General features: G+C 70.6%; 19 protein-coding genes. 14 read left to right on the top strand and 5 right to left on the bottom strand.

The features are described from left to right. Positions 1-111 precede the first annotated feature (111 nt). Genes ACIPY5_RS05310 through ACIPY5_RS05300 form a run of 3 tightly spaced genes read left to right on the top strand, consistent with a single transcriptional unit; the run spans position 112 to position 2,994 of the window. Positions 112-588 (top strand): FMN-binding protein, encoded by a 477-nt coding sequence (locus ACIPY5_RS05310; RefSeq protein WP_309341231.1) that lies wholly within the window; start codon positions 112-114, stop codon positions 586-588. A 25-nt stretch (positions 589-613) separates the two neighbouring features. Next, complete coding sequence (locus ACIPY5_RS05305) at positions 614-1,471, top strand: FAD:protein FMN transferase (protein ID WP_400967526.1); 858 nt, start codon at positions 614-616, stop codon at positions 1,469-1,471. After that, positions 1,468-2,994: an FAD-dependent oxidoreductase gene (locus tag ACIPY5_RS05300; RefSeq protein ID WP_400967524.1), complete on the top strand. Its 1,527-nt coding sequence runs from the start codon at positions 1,468-1,470 to the stop codon at positions 2,992-2,994. Before ACIPY5_RS05305 ends, ACIPY5_RS05300 begins: the two co-directional genes overlap by 4 nt. A 29-nt stretch (positions 2,995-3,023) precedes the next feature. Here the strand turns inward: ACIPY5_RS05300 and ACIPY5_RS05295 are convergent, their stop codons facing one another. Continuing rightward, positions 3,024-4,685 (bottom strand): sensor histidine kinase, encoded by a 1,662-nt coding sequence (locus ACIPY5_RS05295; RefSeq protein ID WP_400967522.1) that lies wholly within the window; start codon positions 4,683-4,685, stop codon positions 3,024-3,026. Between the two features lie 25 nt (positions 4,686-4,710). After that, positions 4,711-5,445: a response regulator transcription factor gene (locus tag ACIPY5_RS05290; protein WP_309341222.1), complete on the bottom strand. Its 735-nt coding sequence runs from the start codon at positions 5,443-5,445 to the stop codon at positions 4,711-4,713. 77 nt (positions 5,446-5,522) lie between these two features. Between ACIPY5_RS05290 and ACIPY5_RS05285 the strand changes: the two genes are divergently transcribed. The 3 genes from ACIPY5_RS05285 to ACIPY5_RS05275 all read left to right on the top strand — a co-directional run bounded on the left by ACIPY5_RS05285 (position 5,523) and on the right by ACIPY5_RS05275 (position 9,249). Next, positions 5,523-6,797 (top strand): FAD-binding oxidoreductase, encoded by a 1,275-nt coding sequence (locus ACIPY5_RS05285; RefSeq protein ID WP_400967519.1) that lies wholly within the window; start codon positions 5,523-5,525, stop codon positions 6,795-6,797. A 174-nt stretch (positions 6,798-6,971) separates the two neighbouring features. After that, the gene (locus tag ACIPY5_RS05280) at positions 6,972-8,522 is read left to right on the top strand and encodes an ABC transporter permease (protein WP_400967516.1); all 1,551 of its coding nucleotides are present in this window, start codon (positions 6,972-6,974) and stop codon (positions 8,520-8,522) included. 31 nt (positions 8,523-8,553) lie between these two features. Continuing rightward, on the top strand, positions 8,554-9,249 hold the full coding sequence (locus ACIPY5_RS05275) for an ABC transporter ATP-binding protein (protein WP_309337923.1): 696 nt from the start codon (positions 8,554-8,556) through the stop codon (positions 9,247-9,249). Between the two features lie 77 nt (positions 9,250-9,326). On the opposite strand, the gene gndA is transcribed toward ACIPY5_RS05275, so the two are convergent. Next, positions 9,327-10,781 (bottom strand): NADP-dependent phosphogluconate dehydrogenase, encoded by a 1,455-nt coding sequence (gene gndA / locus ACIPY5_RS05270; RefSeq protein ID WP_400967512.1) that lies wholly within the window; start codon positions 10,779-10,781, stop codon positions 9,327-9,329. A gap of 393 nt (positions 10,782-11,174) precedes the next feature. Here gndA and ACIPY5_RS05265 point away from each other — a divergent pair, with 393 nt between their 5' ends. The 5 genes from ACIPY5_RS05265 to ACIPY5_RS05245 all read left to right on the top strand — a co-directional run bounded on the left by ACIPY5_RS05265 (position 11,175) and on the right by ACIPY5_RS05245 (position 16,362). Further along, positions 11,175-12,395: a branched-chain amino acid ABC transporter substrate-binding protein gene (locus ACIPY5_RS05265; protein WP_309338029.1), complete on the top strand. Its 1,221-nt coding sequence runs from the start codon at positions 11,175-11,177 to the stop codon at positions 12,393-12,395. 101 nt (positions 12,396-12,496) lie between these two features. Beyond that, complete coding sequence (locus tag ACIPY5_RS05260; protein WP_309338026.1) at positions 12,497-13,513, top strand: branched-chain amino acid ABC transporter permease; 1,017 nt, start codon at positions 12,497-12,499, stop codon at positions 13,511-13,513. Further along, complete coding sequence (locus ACIPY5_RS05255) at positions 13,510-14,715, top strand: branched-chain amino acid ABC transporter permease (protein WP_309338024.1); 1,206 nt, start codon at positions 13,510-13,512, stop codon at positions 14,713-14,715. Before ACIPY5_RS05260 ends, ACIPY5_RS05255 begins: the two co-directional genes overlap by 4 nt. A gap of 101 nt (positions 14,716-14,816) precedes the next feature. Then, on the top strand, positions 14,817-15,662 hold the full coding sequence (locus ACIPY5_RS05250) for an ABC transporter ATP-binding protein (RefSeq protein ID WP_396652861.1): 846 nt from the start codon (positions 14,817-14,819) through the stop codon (positions 15,660-15,662). Beyond that, positions 15,655-16,362, top strand: coding sequence for an ABC transporter ATP-binding protein (locus tag ACIPY5_RS05245; protein WP_396652860.1), 708 nt, complete (start codon positions 15,655-15,657; stop codon positions 16,360-16,362). Before ACIPY5_RS05250 ends, ACIPY5_RS05245 begins: the two co-directional genes overlap by 8 nt. Before the next feature lie 100 nt (positions 16,363-16,462). Here the strand turns inward: ACIPY5_RS05245 and ACIPY5_RS05240 are convergent, their stop codons facing one another. After that, positions 16,463-16,588 carry a hypothetical protein gene (locus ACIPY5_RS05240; RefSeq protein ID WP_258133241.1) on the bottom strand — a complete coding sequence of 42 codons (126 nt, stop codon included), beginning with the start codon at positions 16,586-16,588 and terminating at the stop codon, positions 16,463-16,465. Positions 16,589-16,778: 190 nt separating this feature from the next. Between ACIPY5_RS05240 and ACIPY5_RS05235 the strand changes: the two genes are divergently transcribed. Then, positions 16,779-17,399, top strand: a complete 621-nt coding sequence (locus tag ACIPY5_RS05235) for a 50S ribosomal protein L25/general stress protein Ctc (protein ID WP_400967506.1) — start codon at positions 16,779-16,781, stop codon at positions 17,397-17,399. A gap of 104 nt (positions 17,400-17,503) precedes the next feature. Beyond that, on the top strand, positions 17,504-18,085 hold the full coding sequence (gene pth / locus ACIPY5_RS05230) for an aminoacyl-tRNA hydrolase (RefSeq protein WP_400967503.1): 582 nt from the start codon (positions 17,504-17,506) through the stop codon (positions 18,083-18,085). A 60-nt stretch (positions 18,086-18,145) separates the two neighbouring features. Here the strand turns inward: pth and ACIPY5_RS05225 are convergent, their stop codons facing one another. Next, on the bottom strand, positions 18,146-18,751 hold the full coding sequence (locus ACIPY5_RS05225; RefSeq protein WP_400967500.1) for a hypothetical protein: 606 nt from the start codon (positions 18,749-18,751) through the stop codon (positions 18,146-18,148). A gap of 208 nt (positions 18,752-18,959) precedes the next feature. On the opposite strand from ACIPY5_RS05225, the gene ACIPY5_RS05220 reads away from it, so the two are divergent. Next, a complete protein-coding gene (locus ACIPY5_RS05220) occupies positions 18,960-20,474 on the top strand; it encodes a DUF222 domain-containing protein (RefSeq protein WP_400967497.1) in 1,515 nt (504 codons plus the stop codon). Positions 20,475-20,521: the final 47 nt, after the last annotated feature.

Genomic DNA, 20,521 nt, shown 5'->3' with positions numbered 1-20,521 from the left:
GGCTGGCCTCTCGGCGTCTCCGCGATCTTTCCTCCGGCACGGGATCCCGACTTCACGACGCGCCGCGTCATCTCAAAGGTGACGCACAGGAGGGTTGCGGAAGCTGGAACCATGAAGCTCTCGCCCTCGGTTCGTCAAGGATCCGCCCTCGTCGGCATCGCCGGAACGCTCCTGCTCGCGGGATGCGCAGCCGAGTCGTCGTCGGCCGAGACCACGACCGCGACCCCCGCGCCGCAGGCGAGCGCCGACGCCTCGCCGTCCGCGACCGGCGCCGGCTCCGCGACCGGGTCGACCTACAAGGACGGCACCTACTCCGCCGACGGCTCGTACCAGACGCCGGAGACCGTCGAGAAGATCTCCGTCTCGATCACGCTCTCCGACGACACCGTCACGAAGGTCGAGGTCACGGGCGATCCGCAGGCGGCGGAGACCAAGCACTACCAGTCGCAGTTCATCGGCGGGATCTCCGCGCAGGTGGTCGGCAAGAAGCTCGACGAGATCTCCGTCAGCCGCGTCTCGGGATCCTCGCTGACCAGCAAGGGATTCAACCAGGCGCTGGCCACGATCCGCACCGAAGCCGCGGGCTAGGGTGGATCCCCGCCCGCCGAGGGACGTGTGGCGGTTCGAGGCGATCGGCACCGTCTGGGAAATCGGCACGGACGGCCCGTTGTCCGCGGGCGAACGCGATGCGGTGCGGGACGTGATCGACGACTTCGACCACACCTGGTCCCGGTTCCGCGCCGACTCGCTCGTCGCCGCCCTCGCCGAGGAGCCGCAGGAGGTGCCGGCGCCGCCGGATGCGGTCGCGATGCTCGACCTGTACCGCGAGCTCTCGCTCGCGACCTCCGGCGCCGTGCAGCCGCTCATCGGGGACAGCCTCGCGGCGCGCGGCTACGACGCGGAGTACTCGTTCCGCGATCGCGGCGCCCGCCCGGCACCCGCCGACTGGACGGAGCAGCTGGCCTGGGACGACGGCGCGCTCGCCCTGCACGCCCCCGCGCTCATCGACGTGGGCGCGATCGGGAAGGGCCGTCTCGTCGACGTGGTGCACGACCTGCTGGGATCGCTGGGGCATGCCGAGCGCCTCGTCGATGCCGGCGGCGACCTGCGCCTGGGCGGTGACCCGATCAGGGTCGGGCTCGAGCACCCCTTCGACGCCACGCGGGCGATCGGCGTCGCCACGGTCGCCGACGCGGCGCTCTGCGGGTCGGCGGTGAACCGCCGCGCATGGGCGGGGGAGCGCGGCGGACTGCACCACGTGCTCGATGCGCGGACGGGGGAACCGGTGCGCACGATCGCGGCGACCTGGGCGATCGCCGCCGAGGCGATGGTCGCGGATGCGGCCGCCACGGCGCTCTTCTTCGACGGCGGTCCCGCGTTCGCGGCGCGGTTCGGTGTGGAATGGGTGCGGATGACCACGGCCGGCGTGGTCGAGTGGTCGACGGGGAACCGGATGGAGGTGTTCGCATGATCGCGACGCTGATCGGCGCGCGTCAGCGCGTGGTCGCGGAGCTGGGACGGCTCTCGATGTACCGGCTCACGCTGTACGCCCTGCTCGCGCTCGCCGCGATCGCGATGATCCTGTCCGCCTTCGGCGCCGTCCCTGTGCTGCCGCTCGACATCCTCGCCACCCTGGCGATCCTCGTGCTTGCGACGCTCGGCGCGGACGCGGTCGCCCAGGCCCTGCTGCGCGTCCCGCGCCGCATCGAGTCGTCGCTCATCACGGCGCTGATCCTGCTGTTCGTGGTGCAGCCCGGCGCGAACCCCGACCAGATCGGCGGCATCGCGCTCGCGGGAGTGGTCGCGGCGGCCTCCAAGTACGCGCTGGTGTGGCGCGGACGGCACCTGCTCAATCCCGCCGCGGTCGGTGCGACCGTGCTCACCATCACCGGCCTCGGGTTCTCGGCCTGGTGGGTCGGCACTCCGGCGATGGCGATCCCCGTGATCGTGCTGGGCCTCGTCGTGCTCTGGCGCACCGAGCGGATCCGCGTGGTCCTGCTGTTCGTGGTCGTCTACGCGATCGTCTCGATCGTGCGGTTCTCGGTGCAGTCTGCCGCGGCGGGCCTCGCCGTGCAGCCGGGGGACCTGCTCACCGCGGTGCTGCTGCAGTCGCCGGTGCTCTTCCTCGGCGCCTTCATGCTGTCGGAGCCGCTGACCATGCCGTCGCGGCGATGGCAGCAGCTGCTCATCGCCGTGGTCGTGGGGGCGCTCGCCGGCTGGCCGATCAGCCTCGGGATCATCACGCTCGGCCAGGAGCGGGCGCTGCTCGTCGGCAACCTGCTCGCGGCCGCTCTGGTCGCCCGTGCGGGCATCCGGCTCTCGCTCGTGCGCCGTCGCGCGGTGACCCCGACGGTCCACGAGCTGACGTTCCGGGCGCGGCGCCCGTTCCGGTTCGCACCGGGGCAGTACCTCGAGCTGCAGGTGCCGCACCGTCGCCCCGACGGCCGGGGCACCCGCCGCGAGTTCAGCATCCTGTCCTCGCCGGCAGAGCTGCCGTTCGTGCGCATCGCCTATCGCGAGGCCGAGCGCGGGTCGAGCTACAAGCGCGCCCTCGGCGCGGTGCAGCCCGACGACGTGCTCACCGCGACGGGGGTGTGGGGCGACTTCGTGCGGCCCGCCCGTGAGCAGCCCGCGCTCCTCATCGCCGCGGGGATCGGTGTGACGCCCTTCGTGGCGCAGCTCGGCGCACGCGACGCGGCGGATGCGGTGCTCGTGCTCGTGGCCTCCTCGGCGGAGGAGTGCGCGTACCTGAGCGAGCTCGGCGGATCCGGTGCCCGCATCGTGGTCGTCGCCCCCGATCGCCCTGCGGAGCTGCCCTCCGGTGCGGAATGGGCGGGCGGTGCGCGGCTGGACGCGGCGCTGCTGCAGGCGCTGGTGCCGGATCTGGATCGGCGGCACGCCTGGATCTCCGGCCCGCCGCGACTCATCGCGGAGCTCGCCCCCGCACTGCGCGGCGCGCGCCGCGTGACGACGGACGCTTTCGCGGGCTACTGAACCGGCACCCGTCCGAGAATGCGGACGGTTCAGCGCCCGCCGAGCGTGCGGCCGAGCTGGTGGCTGCCGGCGTCCGCGCGGCTCTCGGCCCGGGGCGCCGCATCCTCGTCCCTGCGCCGCGGCGCGGAGTGCTCGGCGTGATGCTGTCGGGGGGCGTCATCGCCGTGGTCGGTCGCCGCGGACGACGTCGTCTGCGGCACCTTCGGCAGGCGCACCGTGAACGCGGTCGCTCCTGGCCTGCTCTGCACGGAGATCGTGCCGCCGTGACCGTCCACGATCGCCTTCGTGATCGACAGACCGAGGCCCGAGCCGCCGGTCGCCCTGTTGCGTGAGCGGTCGCCCCGCGCGAAACGGCTGAAGAGCTCGTCGCGCACGGCGGGGTCGATGCCGGGTCCGTCGTCCCGGACCCGGAGCACGACCTCGGATCCCTCTTCCGCCACCTCGATCGCGATGCGGGTGCCGGCCGGTGTGTGCGTGCGGGCGTTCGCGAGCAGGTTCGTGACGACCTGCTGCAGCCGTCCCGTGTCGCCGATGAGCTCGACCGGCTCCTCCGGCACGTCGATCGCCCACTCGTGATCCGGCGCCGTGGGGCGGGCGTCCTCCACGCCCTCGATCGCCAGGCGGGACAGGTCGACGGTGGAGAGCGTGAGCTCCCTGCCCTCCTCGAGGCGTGCGAGCAGCAGGAGATCCTCGACCAGGCTGGTCATCCGCAGCGACTGCGCCTGGATGCGCTCCAGGGCGGTGTGCGCGGAGGCCGTGGCGGGATCCTCTGGCGCATCGGAACGAGACAGAGCGCGCAGCGACAGCTCGGAGTACCCGCGGATCGAGGACAGCGGCGTGCGCAGCTCGTGGCTCGCGTCGGCGACGAACTGCCGCATCCGCTCCTCGTTGCGCTGACGCACCGCGAGCGAGGCGTCGACGTGATCGAGCAGGGTGTTCAGCGCGGATCCGACGAGTCCGGTCTCGGTGCGCGGATCCGCCTCTGCGGCGGGCACGCGCTCCGTGATCGAGACGTCGCCGCGGTCCAGCGGCTGGTTGGCGACCCTGTTCGCGGTCGCGGCGACCTCGCGGAGCGGGCGCAGGGCGACCCGGATGGTGATCGCCGTGGACAGCGCCAGCAGGATGAGCCCGCCGATCGTCGTGAGCGCGATCATGGAGAACAGCGTCGTGATCTGCGCCTCGGTGGAGGCGCGGGGGAGCCCGGTGATCAGCTGGAACTGGGGCGAGTCCGCGCGCTGGATGCTCTGGTGCACGAGCTGGTACGGGCCGAGGCCGGCGAGCTCCGCCTCCGCCTTCTTGTCGCTCAGGGCGGCCACGACCTGCTGCATCTGCAGCGGGGAGAGCGGCTGCGCGACGCCTCCGCTGACGAAGGTGCCCGTCGCGTTCCCGGACGGCTGGACCACCATGACCAGAACGCCGTTCTGCACGCCGGTCTGCCCGACGACGAGGTCGGTCGCGGCGGGGACGTGCCCGAACAGCGCGTGCTGGTTGGCGACGGGCACGATGCCCTTCGCGGCGGCGGTCAGCTCGTCCTGCAGACGCCCGTTGAGCACGTTGCCGAGCACGACGCTGGTCGCGATCGCGATCACGACGAGGATGAGCGAGACGAACCCGGTCACCGCCGCCATCAGCCGTGTCTGCAGGGACAGCGGGCCCCGGGGGCGCGTGCGGAACGGATTCATCGAGGTCATGCCTTCTTCGTGCTCGTGCGGCGTCTTACTGCTGGGGCGCCTTGATCATGTAGCCGACCCCGCGCACGGTGTGGATCAACGCCACCTCGCGCCCGGCGTCGAGCTTCTTGCGGAGGTACGAGATGTACAGCTCGACGACGCTCGATCGGCCGCCGAAGTCGTAGCTCCACACGCGGTCCAGGATCTGCGCCTTGGAGAGCACGCGGCGCTCGTTGCGCATGAGGAAGCGGAGCAGCTCGAACTCCGTCGCGGTCAGCTCGACCTCGTCGCCCGCGCGGACCACCTCGTGGCTGTCCTCGTTGAGCGTGAGGTCGCCGACCTGCAGGATCGAGTCGCTGGCGTCCGTGGTCGCGCCTCCGGAGCGGCGGATCACGGCGCGCAGCCGTGCGACGACCTCCTCCAGGCTGAACGGCTTGGTGACGTAGTCGTCGCCACCGGCGGTGAGGCCCGCGATCCGGTCGCTCACCGCGTCCTTGGCGGTGAGGAACACGACGGGCACCATGTTGCCCTGCTCGCGCAGGCGCTTGAGGACGCCGAGCCCGTCCAGGTCGGGCATCATGACGTCGAGGACCAGGGCGTCGGGGCCGAAGTCGCGGGCGACCTGCAGCGCTTCGAGTCCTGATCCGGCGGTGCGCACCTCCCATCCCTCCATCCGCAGTGCCATGGCGAGGAGGTCGGTGAGCATCGGCTCGTCGTCGACCGCGAGGATCCGCAGGGGAGTGCCATCGGGGCGACGCAGCTCAGTGGCGTGATCGTTCATGGGATCTATTCTCCTCAGTTTCCTATGAACGGTCTATGAGGTTTGGAATGTCGGTGCCGCCGGGTAGCGTCACGGCCATGAGCACTCCTGGCGTTTCGTCCGTCCCCTCCGACTTCGGGCCCGAGATCCTGCGCCCTCGGGACAGCGGGGAGGTCGCGGCCGCCGTGCGGCGCGCCGCGGCCGAACGCAGGGTGCTGACGGTCCGCAGCGGGGGCCACGGCTTCTGGAAGCCCGAGGCGGGTGGCCTCACGATCGATCTGCGGAACCTGGCCTCGATCGAGGTCGGGGAGCCCTCGGGCGATGGCCGGATCGTGCGCGTCGGCGCCGGCGCGCAGTGGGGCGAGGTCGCGGTGGCGCTCGCACCGCACGGGATCGCCATCAGCGCGGGGGACACGGCGAGCGTGGGCGTGGGCGGACTGACCGTCGGCGGAGGGATCGGCCTGCTGGTGCGCGACCGCGGCCTCGCGATCGACCAGCTCCGCGGCGCGCAGCTCGTGACCGCGGACGGCGGTGTGCTCGAGGTCTCCGACACGGAGAACGCGGAGCTGTTCTGGGCGGTCCGCGGCGGAGGAGGCAACTTCGGCATCGTCACCCGGCTCGACTTCGCGGCGGCGCCGCTCGAGGGCGTCCTCGCGGGCGAGCTGTCCGTGGACGGCGACCAGGCGGAGCTCCTTCGCGCCGTGCGGGACACGCTCGAGACGGCGCCGCGTGCGCTCACCGTGACGTACATGGACGTGCCGCCGATGGATCCGAGCGCCCCGGCCGGCGCGCGGCTGGCGGTGACCTGGGCGGGGACGGATCCGGCGGCGCTCGCCGCGGCGCTGCAGCCGATCATGTCCGTGGACGGCGTGCAGGGCGAGGCCGTCCGCATGGCGTACGGGGATGCCCTGATCACGATGCCGCACGACGTCGACGAGCCCAACCCGCCGATGCTGTCGGTGAACGGCCTGTTCGCAGAGCTCGACGACGCGCTCATCGACCGGCTGGTGGCCTTCCGCCGCGCGCATGCGGCGGCGGTGGTTTTCCTGCGCTCGCTCGGCGGGGCCTACGGCGATGTCGCACAAGACGCGAGCGCGTTCCCCGCGCGGGCTGCTTCGTGGTTCGTGATGGCGGTGGCCTTCGACATCCCCGGCCTGCTCGACGACGCGGAGCGCGAGAAGGCGCGGTCCGAACTGGCCGCGATCGCGCAGGGGCGCCTCGCCGCCTATGCGAACTTCGCCGATCCCGCGTCGAACCCCGATGCCGCAGTGTTCTCCGAGCCCGAAGCGTGGGCGAGACTGCGCGCTCTCAAGGCGCAGTGGGATCCGCAGAACCTGTTCGCGGGAAACCACAACATCCCGCCGGCGGGCTGAGCCCCGGCTTCGCGCGGAGTGGACCGGGCCCGCTCCCGCTCCCACCGCGCTGGACCGGCCCGCGCCGCACGGCCATGGGGTCACGGTGTGCTTAGCGCGCGCATAGCAACGCCATCATCGCGCCCCAGAACCGGCTCCTAGCGTCACCATCACGAGCGTGACCGAAGGAGAAGCATGTACGGGACGTATCTGCGCCGGGAACTGGCCGGGCGGAAGAAGCAGACGGTGATCGTCGCCGTGGGCCTCGCGATAGCGATCGCCCTGGTGATCGTCGTCAACGCGCTGGCGGCGGGCGTGCGCGACGCGCAGACGCAGGCGCTCGCACGCGTCTACGGCGTGGGCACCGACCTCACCGTGACCGGCGCGCCGGCCCAGCGCGGCAGCGACACCGGGCAGCGCTTCGCCTTCGGAGCCGGCGGCGGCGCCGCGGCGAGCGACGGCAGCACGACCCTGAAGACCTCGGTGCTGCGCGCCTCTCCGGCGCGCGGCACGATCGACGCGGCAGGGGTCAAGACGATCTCGGGCACGGGGAACGTCGCCGCGGCCACCGGCGCACTGAGCCTGACCAACCTGACGTTCGACGGGCAGATCGCGCAGCAGGGCACGCAGGGCGGCACGGGGCAGTCCGGCACGGGCCAGTCCGGCACGGGGCAGTCCGGCACGGGCCAGTCCGGCACGGGCGAAGGACAGGGCACGGGTGAGCGCCCCCGATTCGGCGGCGGCAACTTCGGCCTCAACTCGTTCTCGGTGCTGGGCGTCGACCCCTCCGCGGGGACGACCGTGGGACCGCTGTCCTCGGTGAAGGTCTCCTCGGGACGCGCACTCGCCGCCGACGATGCCGGACAGCTCGTCGCCCTCGCGGACAGCACGTACGCCACGTCGAAGAGCCTGAGCGTCGGCAGCACGATCGACGTCGGCGGATCCACGGTCAAGATCGTCGGGATCGTGACCTCGTCGTCCGACTCCGCCGACACCGCGGCGAACGTGTACCTGCCTCTCGACACCGCGCAGAAGATCGCGGGAACAGGCGACGTCGTGTCCACGGTCTACGTGAAGGCGGCCTCCGCGTCCGACATCGCCACCGTGCAGGCGGCGCTCGCCAAAGCCCTTCCGACCGCGACCGTGAGCTCGCAGGCGGATCTCGCCTCCACCGTCTCCGGATCCCTCGCCAGCGCCGCTGGCATGATCGAGGGCCTCGGCACCTGGCTGTCCATCATCGTGCTCGCGGTCGCCGTGCTCCTCGCCGTGCTGTTCACGCTCTCCGGCGTCGCCCGGCGCACCAGGGAGTTCGGCACGCTCAAGGCGATCGGCTGGTCGAACGGACGGATCGTCCGGCAGGTGGCCGGAGAGTCGCTCGTGCAGGGCCTCATCGGGGGAGCGGCAGGACTCGCGCTCGGCCTCGTCGGGATCCTCGTCGTGAACCTCGTCCAGCCCACGATCTCCGGCGCGTCGGCCTCCGGCTTCGCACGCGGCGGAGGCGCCGGGGGCGCGGGAAGCGCCGGTGCCGGAGGCGCGGGCGGAGCGTTCCAGGGCGGGGGAGGCGGGGGCGCGTTCCGCGGCCTCGGCGAATCCGCGCAGGCGGTCGTGCTGCACGGCCCGCTGAGCGTGACGATCCTCATCGCGGCCGTGGGCCTCGCGATCCTCGGCGGCCTCGTCGCCGGCGCGATCGGCGGATGGCGGGCGGCCCGGCTGAGCCCCGCCGAAGCACTGCGGTCCGCCGCCTGACCCGCAACCCGAACAGGAGAGACGACAGATCATGAGCATCATCGAGACCGAGCCGCAGGCGCTGTACCGGCTGACCGATGTCACGCGCACCTACCGGACGAAAGGACGCACGGTCACGGCGCTGACCGGCGCGACCGCGGAGATCAGAGCGGGCGAGTTCGTGACCATCCAGGGGCCCACGGGCGGCGGGAAGTCCACGCTTCTGCAGCTGCTCGGCGCGCTGGACCGCCCGTCCGGCGGATCCCTCGCACTGGGCGGCACAGAGCTGTCCACGGCGTCGAACCGGGAGCTCGGGCGGTTGCGCGCCGAGGAGATCGGGTTCGTGTTCCAGGGCTTCAACCTGATCCCCACGCTCACGGCGAGGGAGAACGTGGCGATGGCGCTCGTGCCGCTGAAGATCCCGGCGGAGGAGCGCCGCACCCGCGTGGACGAGTCGCTCGCGCACGTGGGCCTCGCCGATCGCGGCGATCATCTGCCGGGTGAGCTGAGCGGCGGTCAGCAGCAGCGGGTCGCGATCGCCCGGGCGATCGTGAAGAAGCCGCGCGTGCTGCTCGCCGACGAGCCCACCGGCAACCTCGATGAGGAGATGCGCGACGAGATCCTCGTGCTGCTCGAGTCGCTCTGCGCCGAGGGGCTGACGCTCATCGTCGTCACGCACGACTCGGCGGTCGCGAAGCGCGCGCACCGCCGTCTGCGCCTCAAGAACGGCCGCCTGGCCGAGGTGTGACCCTCTACCTGCGAGTCGTCCCCGTCAGCGGACACCAGGGGGTGCGCTGACGGGGACGACTCGCAAGTGGGGCGGCGTCAGTGGGTGTCGACGGCCTCGATCTCGGTGCGGTCGCCGGACCACTGGGTGTGGAAAGTGCCGGGCTTGTCGATGCGCTTGTAGGTGTGCGCGCCGAAGAAGTCGCGCTGGCCCTGCACGAGGGCGGCGGGGAGACGGTCGGCGCGGATCCCGTCGTAGTACGACAGCGACGAGGAGAACGCAGGAGCGGGGATCCCGGCCTGCGCGGCGGCCACGACCACGCGGCGCCAGGCGGACTGGGCGCGGGTGATCGCCTCGGCGAAGTACGGCGCGGTCATCAGGACCGGCAGATCCGGGGTCTCGGCGTAGGCGTCGGCGATGCGGTTCAGGAACTGCGCGCGGATGATGCAGCCGCCGCGCCAGATCTTCGAGATCGCGCCGAGGTCGATGTTCCAGCCGTACTCGGCGGCACCCGCGCGGATCTCGTCGAAGCCCTGCGAGTAGGCGACGATCTTCGAGGCGTAGAGCGCGAGGCGCACGTCCTCGATGAAGGCGTCGACCTGGTCGGCGGGGACGGTGAAGGCCTCGTCGGGCCCCGGGAGGGCGCCGGCGACGGCGCGCTGCTCGGGGTGCGAGCTCAGCGAGCGGGCGAAGGTGGCCTCGGCGATGCCGGAGACCGGGACGCCGAGGGACAGCGCGGTCTGCACGGTCCACGCGCCGGTGCCCTTGGCGCCGGCCTGGTCGAGGATGACGTCCACGAGCGGCGCGCCGGTGGCGGCGTCGACCTGACGGAGCACCTCGGCCGTGATCTCGATGAGGTACGACTCCAGCTCGCCCTTGTTCCACTCGGCGAAGATCTCGGCGATCTCGGCCGGGGTCTTGCCCGTGCCGCGGCGGATCAGGTCGTAGGCCTCGGCGATGAGCTGCATGTCGGCGTACTCGATGCCGTTGTGCACCATCTTCACGAAGTGGCCGGCGCCGTCGTGGCCGACGTGCGTCACGCACGGCTCGCCCTCGGCGATCGCGGCGATGGAGCGCAGGATCGGGCCGAGCGTCACCCAGGACTCGTCGGATCCGCCCGGCATGATCGAGGGTCCGGTGAGCGCGCCCTCCTCACCGCCGGAGATGCCCGCGCCGACGAAGTTGATGCCGGTCTCGCGCACAGCCTTCTCGCGGCGGATCGTGTCGGGGAAGTACGCGTTGCCGCCGTCGACGATGATGTCGCCGGGCTCGAACACCTTCACGAGCTCGTCGATCACGGCGTCGGTGCCCGCGCCGGCCTTGACCATGATGATCGCGGTGCGCGGCTTCTGCAGCGCGTCGGCGAACTCCTGGTAGGTCGCGGCGGGGATGAAGCCGGCCTCGGGGTGCGCGTCCAGCACGCCCTGCGTCTTCTCGTAACTGCGGTTGAAGATCGCCACGGTGTTGCCCTCGCGGCTGGCGAGGTTGCGGGCCAGATTCGAACCCATGACGGCGAGTCCGACGACTCCGATGTTGGCAGCGGCAGTGGGCACGGTGATCTCCTCGTGTGTCCGATGGGGGATGGAATCAGGGTATCGCTGTTGGGGCGGGGGTCAGGGCGGTGCGTCGGCGCCTCCGCGACCGTGGGCGCCGACGGATCGGGCGGGGCCGGATCGACGCCGCGGCGTGTCGTCTGCGGCGTGTCGTCAGCGGCGTCCCGCGTCCGGGGATGAAGCGGCGGGCCCCGCCCAGGGCCCGCCTCGGGGCGGACGCAGGCGGGAGCGTGTAACGATCCGGGCAACCGTTCCGCGTTAGCAGGCGAAAACTGGACGCCGTCGGACTAATGTCGTGCGCGGGACGCGTACATGGAGGTACGCTCGCCACACCTTGAAGACATCGACGTTCGCAAGGGGCGGTCGATGACCCGAATCGGAAGGCAATCACAAATGATCCGAAAGAAAGTCGCCGCGGGGGTCGCAGCTGCAGCCGCACTGCTGCTTCTCGCGGGTTGCGCGAATCAGGCCGGGAGCTCGTCGTCGACGACCGGCAGCAGCAGCAAGATCGATGTCCCGACCGTGACGTCGGTCGACACGCCCAAGGACGCGGTCCTGCCCGCCGGTGACGGCAAGGCCACGTGCTCGAACCTCAACCTCGGCTACATCGGCGCCGAGACCGGTCCGAACGCCCAGCTCGGCATCAACATCGTCAACGGCGTGAAGCTCGCGATCGACCAGCACAACAAGGCGAACCCGGGTTGCCAGGTGGGGCTCAAGGAGTTCGACACCGAGGGCGACCCGAACAAGGCGACCGGCCCGGTCACCCAGGCCGTCAGCGAGGCGGACATCGTCGGCGTGGTCGGCCTGCCATTCTCCGGCGAGTCGAAGGCCACGGGCAACATCTTCGAGCAGCAGGGGCTGGTGCACATCACCCCGTCCGCCACGAACCCCGGTCTGACCAAGAACGGCTGGACCACGTTCTTCCGCGGCCTCGGCAACGACTCGCAGCAAGGCCCGGCCGCCGCGAAGTTCGTCACCGACACCCTGAAGGCCAAGAAGGTCTACCTGGTGCAGGACGACTCCGACTACGGCATCGGCCTGGCGACCGCCACGGGCGAGGCCCTCGGCTCCGCCAAGACCGGCAGCGACAAGGTCACCACCGGCCAGAAGGACTTCTCGGCCGTGATCTCCAAGATCATGAACGCGAAGCCCGACGCCGTCTACTACGCCGGCTACTACGCCGAGGCGGCCCCCTTCGACCAGCAGCTGGTCGCCAAGGGCTACACCGGCGCCTTCGTCGGCCCCGACGGCGTGAAGGACGACCAGTTCATCAAGCTGGCCGGCGACGCGTCGAAGAACGCCTTCTTCACCTGCCCCTGCATCCCGGGCGAGCTGCTGAAGGACTTCGAGAGCCAGTACAAGGCGGCATCGAACGCCGAGCCCGGCACGTACTCCATCGAGGGCTACGACGCGGCCACCGTGCTGCTGAGCGGCATCGACGCGGGCAAGGTCAGCCGCGCCGACCTCAAGGACTGGGTCAAGAACTACGACAAGGACGGTCTCAGCAAGCACTACAAGTGGGACTCCACGGGAGAGCTGCAGGCGCCCGCCGTGTACGGCTACAAGGTCGACAGCGGCAAGATCGCCTACATCGGTCCGATCGGTCAGTGACCGAAAGGGTCCCGCGGCACGGAGGCTCTCCGTGCCGCGGGATCCCCTGCCCCTGCTCTTTCCCGGCGCAATGTCGCGCCCTCTGTGGAAGTGAAAACTGAATGCTCGATCTCGTCGCCCAGTCCGTGGTGCACATGGACTCGTCCTGGATCAATTTCGATATCAACTCCCTGCTCCAGAACTTCTGGAGCGCCACCTTCGACGGCCTCACCTTCGGCGCCGTCTACGGCCTGATCGCCGTCGGATACACCCTCGTCTACGGCGTCCTGAGCCTGATCAACTTCGCCCACTCGGAAGTCTTCATCGTCGGCGCCTACGGCGTCGTGATCACCCTGACGATGCTCGGCTTCGGCCCCAGCGCCCCGACGATCGGGCCGCTGGCGATCATCATGGATCTGCTGCTCGCGCTCGTGGTCGGCATGGTGTTCTCCGCGGGCACCGCGTTCGTCGTCGAACGGGTCGCCTACAGACCCCTGCGCAAACGGAACGCGCCGCGACTGGCGTTCCTGATCACCGCGATCGGCGTCTCGTTCGCGATCCAGTACCTGATCTTCCTGCCGTTCATCGGCGGGGCGAACGCCCAGCCGGCGGTGACGATGTTCATCCCGACGCCGGTGTTCGACGTGTTCGGCACGATCATCACGAACCAGCAGATCATCATCGTCGTCGCGGCCCTGCTGCTCATGATCGGCACCGACATGTTCATCCGGCGCAGCCGGACCGGACGCGGGATCCGCGCCGTGGCGCAGGATCCCGACACCGCGACCCTGATGGGCGTCTCGAAGGAGCGCACCATCGTCATCACGTTCATCATCGGCGGTCTGCTGGCCGGAGCCGCCGCGCTGTTCTACGTGATGCTGGTGCCCTCCGGCGTCATCTACAACGGCGGCTTCATCCTGGGCGTCAAGGCGTTCGCGGCGGCCGTGCTCGGCGGCATCGGCAACGTCCGCGGCGCGCTGCTCGGCGGCATCCTGCTCGGCATCGTCGGCAATTACGGGCAGATCCTGCTCGGAGATGCGCAGTGGGCCGACGTCGTCGCCTTCGTGATCCTCGTCCTCGTCCTGCTGGTCCGCCCGACCGGCATCCTGGGCACCACTCTCGGAAGGAGCAAGGCATGAGCACCTCATCCGACGGGCCCCGCCCGCTGCCCACGGCAGAGACGGCCCGCGAGGCGATCGAGACCGAGTCCATCGCGACCGTGCGCCGGGGACCGTTCCGAGGGCTGCGCGAGCGGTGGAACGAGCTGTCCCGGCCCGCGCAGTGGGCGTGGATGCTGATCGTCGTCGCGATCGCCTACGCGATGCCCTATCTGAACTTCTTCCCGCTCAGCACCGCACCAGGCAACGACTGGCCCCTCGCGCTGTTCGCGATGGCCGTGTACGCGCTCGTCGCGGTCGGCCTGAACGTCGTGGTCGGCTATGCCGGCCTGCTCGACCTCGGGTACGTGGCCTTCTTCGCGGTCGGCTCCTACACGGCCGCGATGTTCACGAGTCCGGACTCGCCGTACCTGAAGATCCCGTACCTGTGGACGCTTCCGCTGGCCATGGTGATCGCGATGATCTTCGGCGTCGTGCTGGGCGTGCCCACGTTGCGCCTGCGCGGCGACTACCTGGCGATCGTGACGCTCGGATTCGGTGAGATCGTCCGGATCCTGGCGACCATCATCCCCGCCATGAAGGGTCAGGTCGGCTTCCAGAACGTCGGTCGCCCGCCGGGGGAGGGACCGAACGGGATCCCGATCTTCGCGAACTCGAACGGCACCCCGTGGTACTGGCTGACCGTGACGATCCTCATCATCATCCTGCTGCTCGCGGGCAACCTGGAGCGCTCGCGCGTCGGTCGGGCCTGGATCGCGATCCGCGAGGACGAGGATGCGGCGGAGACCATGGGCGTCCCGACGTTCAAGTACAAGGTGTGGGCGTTCGCGATCGGCGCGAGCGTGGGCGGTCTCTCCGGAGCGCTGTTCGCCGGTCAGGTCGGCTTCGTCAACAACCAGAAGTTCGATGTGCAGACCTCGATCCTGTTCCTCGCGGCGGTCGTCCTCGGCGGCACGGGCAACAAGGTCGGCGCGATCCTGGGTGGCGCGATCGTCGCGTACATCCCGCTGCGGTTCACCGCCGTGGCCGACTACAAGTACCTGATCTTCGGCGTCGCCCTGGTGATCCTGATGATCTACCGCTCGCAGGGCCTCATCCCGGCGAAGATGCGGCTCATGGCGTATTCGCGCAAGGCGATCGAATGGGTGGCGCCGCCGAAGACGCCGAGAGGCGCGGAACCGCCGGGAGCGCCCACGCCCCGCACGGAAGGGAGCGCGTCGTGACCGACGAGAACGACAACAGGGCCGACGCGACCCCGGAGGAGCCCGTGATCGACGCGGCGTCCGCCGCGGAGCCACTGCCCGAGGACGGCGCGGAACCCGACATCGTGCCGGGCGAGGCCCCTCCGCTCGTCGAGGGCGCGGAGTCCGAGCGCGAGATCGACGTCGCCGTCGGCGAGAAGCTCGTCGAGGTGAAGAACCTCACGATCAAGTTCGGCGGCCTCACGGCCCTCGACGACGTCTCGTTCGACATCAGGCGCGGCGAGATCCTCGGTCTCATCGGCCCGAACGGCGCAGGCAAGACGACGTGCTTCAACGCGATGACCGGCGTCTACCGTCCGACCAGCGGCGACGTGCTGCTGGAAGGGACGTCGGTCAAGGGGCGCAAGCAGCACCAGATCACGCGGATGGGACTGGCGCGCACGTTCCAGAACATCCGGCTGTTCGGCGAGATGACGGCGCTCGAGAACGTGGTGGTGGGCCTCGATGCCCGGCACCGCACCTCGGTGCCCGGCGCGCTGATCCGCTCGCCGCGGCACATCCGCGAGGAGAGGAGCTCGGTCGACAGGGCGATGGCCCTGCTCGACTTCGTCGGCATCGCCCAGCACGCGCAGAAGCGCTCGCGGGATCTGTCCTACGGATCCCAGCGGCGCCTCGAGATCGCGCGTGCTCTCGCGACGGATCCGAAACTGCTCTGCCTGGACGAGCCCGCCGCCGGCTTCAACCCGGCCGAGAAGGAGGACCTGATGGCCCTCATCCGGTCCATCCGGGACGAGGGCTACACGGTGCTGCTCATCGAACACGACATGAAGCTCGTGATGGGTGTCACCGACCGCATCGTGGTGCTGGAGTTCGGACGCAAGATCGCCGACGACCTGCCCGCCGCCATCCGCGACGATCCGCGCGTGATCGCCGCCTACCTGGGAGTGCCCGAAGATGACGCTGCTTGAACTCAAGGACGTCGCGGTCCACTACGGCAGGATCAAGGCGATCCACGACATCTCCTTCTCGGTCGACGAGGGCGAGATCGTCACGCTGATCGGCGCGAACGGTGCGGGCAAGACGACGACGATGCGCACGATCTCGGGGCTGCTCCAGCCGTCGAGCGGATCCATCACTTTCGACGGCCAGGACATCACCAAGATGAAGGCGCACCTGCGTGTGGTCAAGGGCATCTCGCAGTCGCCGGAGGGTCGGGGCATCTTCCCCGGCATGACGGTGCTGGAGAACCTCGACATGGGCACCTTCGGCCTGAAGAACAAGTCGGGTGTCGCGGAGTCCTATGAGCGCGTGTTCTCGCTGTTCCCGCGGCTCGACGAGCGCAAGAAGCAGCTCGGCGGCACGATGTCCGGCGGCGAGCAGCAGATGCTCGCGATCGGCCGGGCGCTGATGTCGCAACCCCGCGTGCTGCTGCTGGACGAGCCCTCGATGGGGCTCGCTCCGCAGTTCATCCGGCAGATCTTCAAGATCATCACGGAGATCAACGCGCAGGGAACGACCGTGCTGCTCGTGGAGCAGAACGCGAACCAGGCCCTCGCCAGGGCGCACCGCGCGTTCGTGCTGGAGACCGGGGCGATCACGCGCACCGGAACGGGCAAGGAGCTGCTCGCCGATCCTGCGGTGAAGGAGGCCTACCTCGGCGTGGGGTGAACGCCCCCGGCGCCGCCGGCCCGAGCGTGCCGCAGGGTGCGCTCACACGAGAAGAACCGCGTCGTCCCTCGGGGCGGCGCGGTTCTTCGTGTGAGGTTCGTCAGTCCTTGCGGTAGCCGGAGCGGCCGAGCGAGAACAGCGCGCCGAAGCAGAGCACCGTCGCTCCCACGGCCATCAGGCCGATCAGCCAGGCCAGCGCTTCGGAGAGGAATACACCATCGGTCATGCCGTACAGCCTATCGTCAGTGCCGCGCGCCGATCTCGGGTAGCATGGTGGGGTCCTCGGCGAGGGATGGCGCGCGTGCGCGCACATCCGTGATCGACGCGGCGAGCTCTGGCTCTCCTTCCGTCATGTCGAGACGACGCACCCAGACCACCGCGCAGCCCCTGTGCCGCGTGTGAACAAGGAGAACATCATGACTGAGAACAACAAGGTCGTCGCGGAGCTCCGCACCAGCTTCGGCAAGGGCTTCGCCCGCCGTCTGCGCGCCGCCGGCCAGATCCCCGCCGTCATCTACGGCCACGGCACCGACCCGGTGCACGTCGCCCTGCCGGGCCACCAGGTCGGCCTGCTCATCCGCCGCGCCAACGCGCTGCTCGAGCTCGACATCGACGGCCGCGCCGAGCTGACCCTGGTCAAGGACGTCCAGAAGGACCCGGTGCACCAGATCATCGAGCACATCGACCTGCTCGTCGTGAAGAAGGGTGAGAAGGTCTCGATCGAGCTCCCCGTCGTGCTGACCGGCGAGTCCTTCGCGGGCACCATCGCGAACCTCGACGCCACGCACCTCTCGGTCGAGGCCGAGGCCACCCACATCCCCGAGCACGTCGAGGTCTCGGTCGAGGGCCTCGAGGACGGCGCGCGCATCACCGCCGCCGACGTCGTGCTGCCCAAGGGCGTCACCCTGGTCGCCGACCCGGAGACCCTCATCGTCGCCGTGTCCGTTCCCGCCGCCGCGCTCGCGGCCGAGGACGAGATCGCCGCTGCCGATGAGGCCGTCGCCGACGCGCAGTCCGAGGAGGCCGCCGCGGAGTGATCCGCGGTTCGAACTTCTGATCAAGGGGGCGCGATCCGATCGCGCCCCCTTCGTCGTCCCAGGGAGCTTCACCCGGTGGGCGCGAATTCCTGGAGGATGGATCCATGGCGCAGACCTGGCTGGTGGTGGGGCTCGGCAACCCGGGGCCGAAGTACGCGGCGACCCGGCACAATGTCGGGCAGATGGTCGTCGACGAGCTCGCGGCCCGCCGCGGCGAGACGTTCCGTGAGCACAAGGGCGGGGCCAGGGTCGTGGAGACCTGGGTGCGCCCGGGTGGCGACAAGCTCGTGCTCGCCAAGCCGAACAGCTTCATGAACGTCTCGGGCGCCCCGGTCGGCGCGCTCGCCCGGTTCTACTCGGTGGATCCGGAGCGGATCGTGCTCGTGCACGATGAGCTCGACATCCCCTTCGACACGATCAAGCTCAAGGTCGGTGGCGGGCACGGCGGGCACAACGGCATCCGCGACGTCGCGCGCGTGCTGACCACGCCCGACTTCCCGCGCGTGCGAGTGGGGATCGGCCGCCCTCCGGGACGACAGGATCCGGCGGACTGGGTGCTCGCTCCTTTCGGCGCGGCAGAGCGTCCGAACCTCCCGATCCTCATCTCCGACGCGGCGGACGCGGTGGAGCTGCTGGTGCAGGACGGGCTGCTCGCGGCGCAGCAGAAGCATCACGCTCCGCGCTGATCCGCGTGCGAGCGGCGGCGAGGGACCGTTCGGGGACGCCCGGTACCGATGCCCTGCGCGTCAGCGCTGCGTCGCCGCGACGCCCAGACCGACGATGAAGACGATGTAACCCACGAGGCCGTACACGAACGGTCCGAGCGCGGCGATGATGACCGCGGCGATGCCGGGTCCGCGTCCGCGCCGTTTGGCGATCGCGACGATGCCCTGCACGAGCGCCCAGATCCCCAGCGCGGTCGCCGTCCAGGTCGTGATCTCGACCCACAGGATGAGATCGCGCACGGGGGTGAGGATGGACAGGTCTTCGGAGGAGATCCTGTTCTCGAGGGACGTGAGGTCGGCCGAGGAGCCGATGCCGTGGCCCACCTGCCAGGCGAGCACGGCGCCCACGATCGTGAGCACCACGGTGGCGAGGAGGGCGAGCAGCAGTGCCATGCGGCCGAGACCCGGACGGCCGGCAGGCGCGGCCGTGGGGGCGACCGGCGCGGCATAACCGCCGGCGGGGCCGGAGAAGGCTCCGGGTGGTGCCTGGTATGCGGGAGTAACCGGCTGCTGCGCGTACCCGGGTGGGACCGGCTGCTGCGGGTAGGCGGGCGGAGCGACCGGCGGCGCCGGATATCCCGGCGCGGTGGGCGGCGGAACGGGGTTGGACTGCTGCGGATCGGTCACGCGTTCATCCTAGGGTCGGTGGCCGACGCGCGGACAGCGCTGGCCGGTGTGCCGCGCGCAGCGGTGGTGGTTGTTTCGTCCTCCACAGGCCGCGTTTCTGGGGAGTTCTGCACGGTTCGGAATCGGGGGCTGATCTGGGGGTTCGGATGTCGGTGGTGCCGGGTTGGATGGGGGTGTGCGATCGAGTCCGGCGGAGGTTCTGCGGCAGGTGGATGACCTGCTGGCGGGGTTGTGCGCGTCGGCGGAGGCGGGTGCGGGGTTCGACGGGGTGGACGCGACGGGGCTGGTGTCGGCGGTGATCACGGCGGGGTCGGTGCGGCGGCGGGTGGATGCGGTGCTGACGGGGTTGGTCGGGGAGGTCGCGGATCGGGATCGGCGGCTGGCGGTGGAGCGGGTGTCGCCGGGAGCGGGGTGTCGGGATGTGACGGAGTTGTTGCGGCGGGCGTTGCGGACGGATGTGGGCACGGCGCGGGGGTTTGTGCGTGCGGCTAGGGTCACGCACCGGGAGGTGATGTTGTCCAGTGGTGAGTTGGGTCCGGCGGCGTTCCCGGCGATGGCGGAGGTGTTGCGGGACGGGGTGGTCTCGGTGGCGGGGTTGCTGGCCGCGGTCGGGCCGGTGCAGCGGGCGGGGAACCGGATCACCGCGGAGGAGCGGGAGGTGGTGGACGGGTTGCTCGCGCGTACGGCGCGGGGGGAGGATCTGCCGGATGAGCAGGGCCGTCCGGGGCCCGCCCCGTCGACGGGGGAGTTGGCGGATTTCTCTAGGGTGTTGATGTTGCGGTTGGATCCGGACGGGGCGGAGCCGGAGGATCGGGCGGGGGAACGGAACAGGGGTGTCACGTTCGGGTCGCTTCGTGAGGGTGTCGTCCCGATCCGTGGCGGGTTGCTCCCGGAGACGGCGGCGCAGTTGCAGCGCTTGTTCGACGCGGTCGGCAACCCTGCCGCGCGTGATGCGCCCCCGGTCGCCACCGACGGGGTCAGGTTCACCCCCGCCGACCCCACCGACACCGACCCCACCGACACCGACCCCGCCGACACCGACCCCGCCGACACCGACGGCGCTGATGCCGGTGAGGATGTTTGCGATGGTCTTGGGGATCCGGTGGACGAGCGCACCCCGGCGCAGAAACGTCACGACGCGCTCGCGATGATCGTGACCGTCGCCGCCGCATCCGGCGGGTTCCCCGACCTCGGCGGTGCGGCCCCGACCCTGGTGGTCTCGGTGACCGCGGAGGACTATGTCTCCGGGACGGGGCGGGCACGCCTGGAGGGCACCGGGTGGGACGTGCCGGTCTCTGTTGCCCGGCATACGGCGTGTGCGGGTGGGGTCCAGCGGGTGCTGTTCGATGAGCGGGGCCAGATCGTGTCGATCGGGACGACCGCTCGCGTCTTCACGGCGGTGCAGCGTCGTGCGATCGTCCTCCGCGACCGGGAGTGCGTGATCCCCGGCTGCCATGTGCCCGCGACCTGGTGCGAGATCCACCACGTCCACGAGCACGCCCGCGGTGGGCGTACGCATACGAGTAACGGTGTGGCGCTGTGCTGGCACCACCACCGCACCCTCGATGTGTCCGGCTGGCAGGTCCGCATGCGTCACGGGGTGCCCGAGATCCGAGGCCCCCACTGGTGGGACCCCCACCGCGGCTGGCACCGGCCCCGCACCCACCACGGCACACCCCCACCCGCCCGCACCCCCGCCCACGCCCTCGCACCACCCGGATGACAACCCGCGCGGAAGGCTGGGCGGGCCATCGCGTTCCGACTCCGCCC

It is taken from the genome of Microbacterium sp. NPDC089698, assembly GCF_044749045.1.
GTDB lineage: Bacteria > Actinomycetota > Actinomycetes > Actinomycetales > Microbacteriaceae > Microbacterium.
Note: the sequence above shows the minus strand (reverse complement) of the source record. Positions and strands in the feature narration are given on the sequence as shown.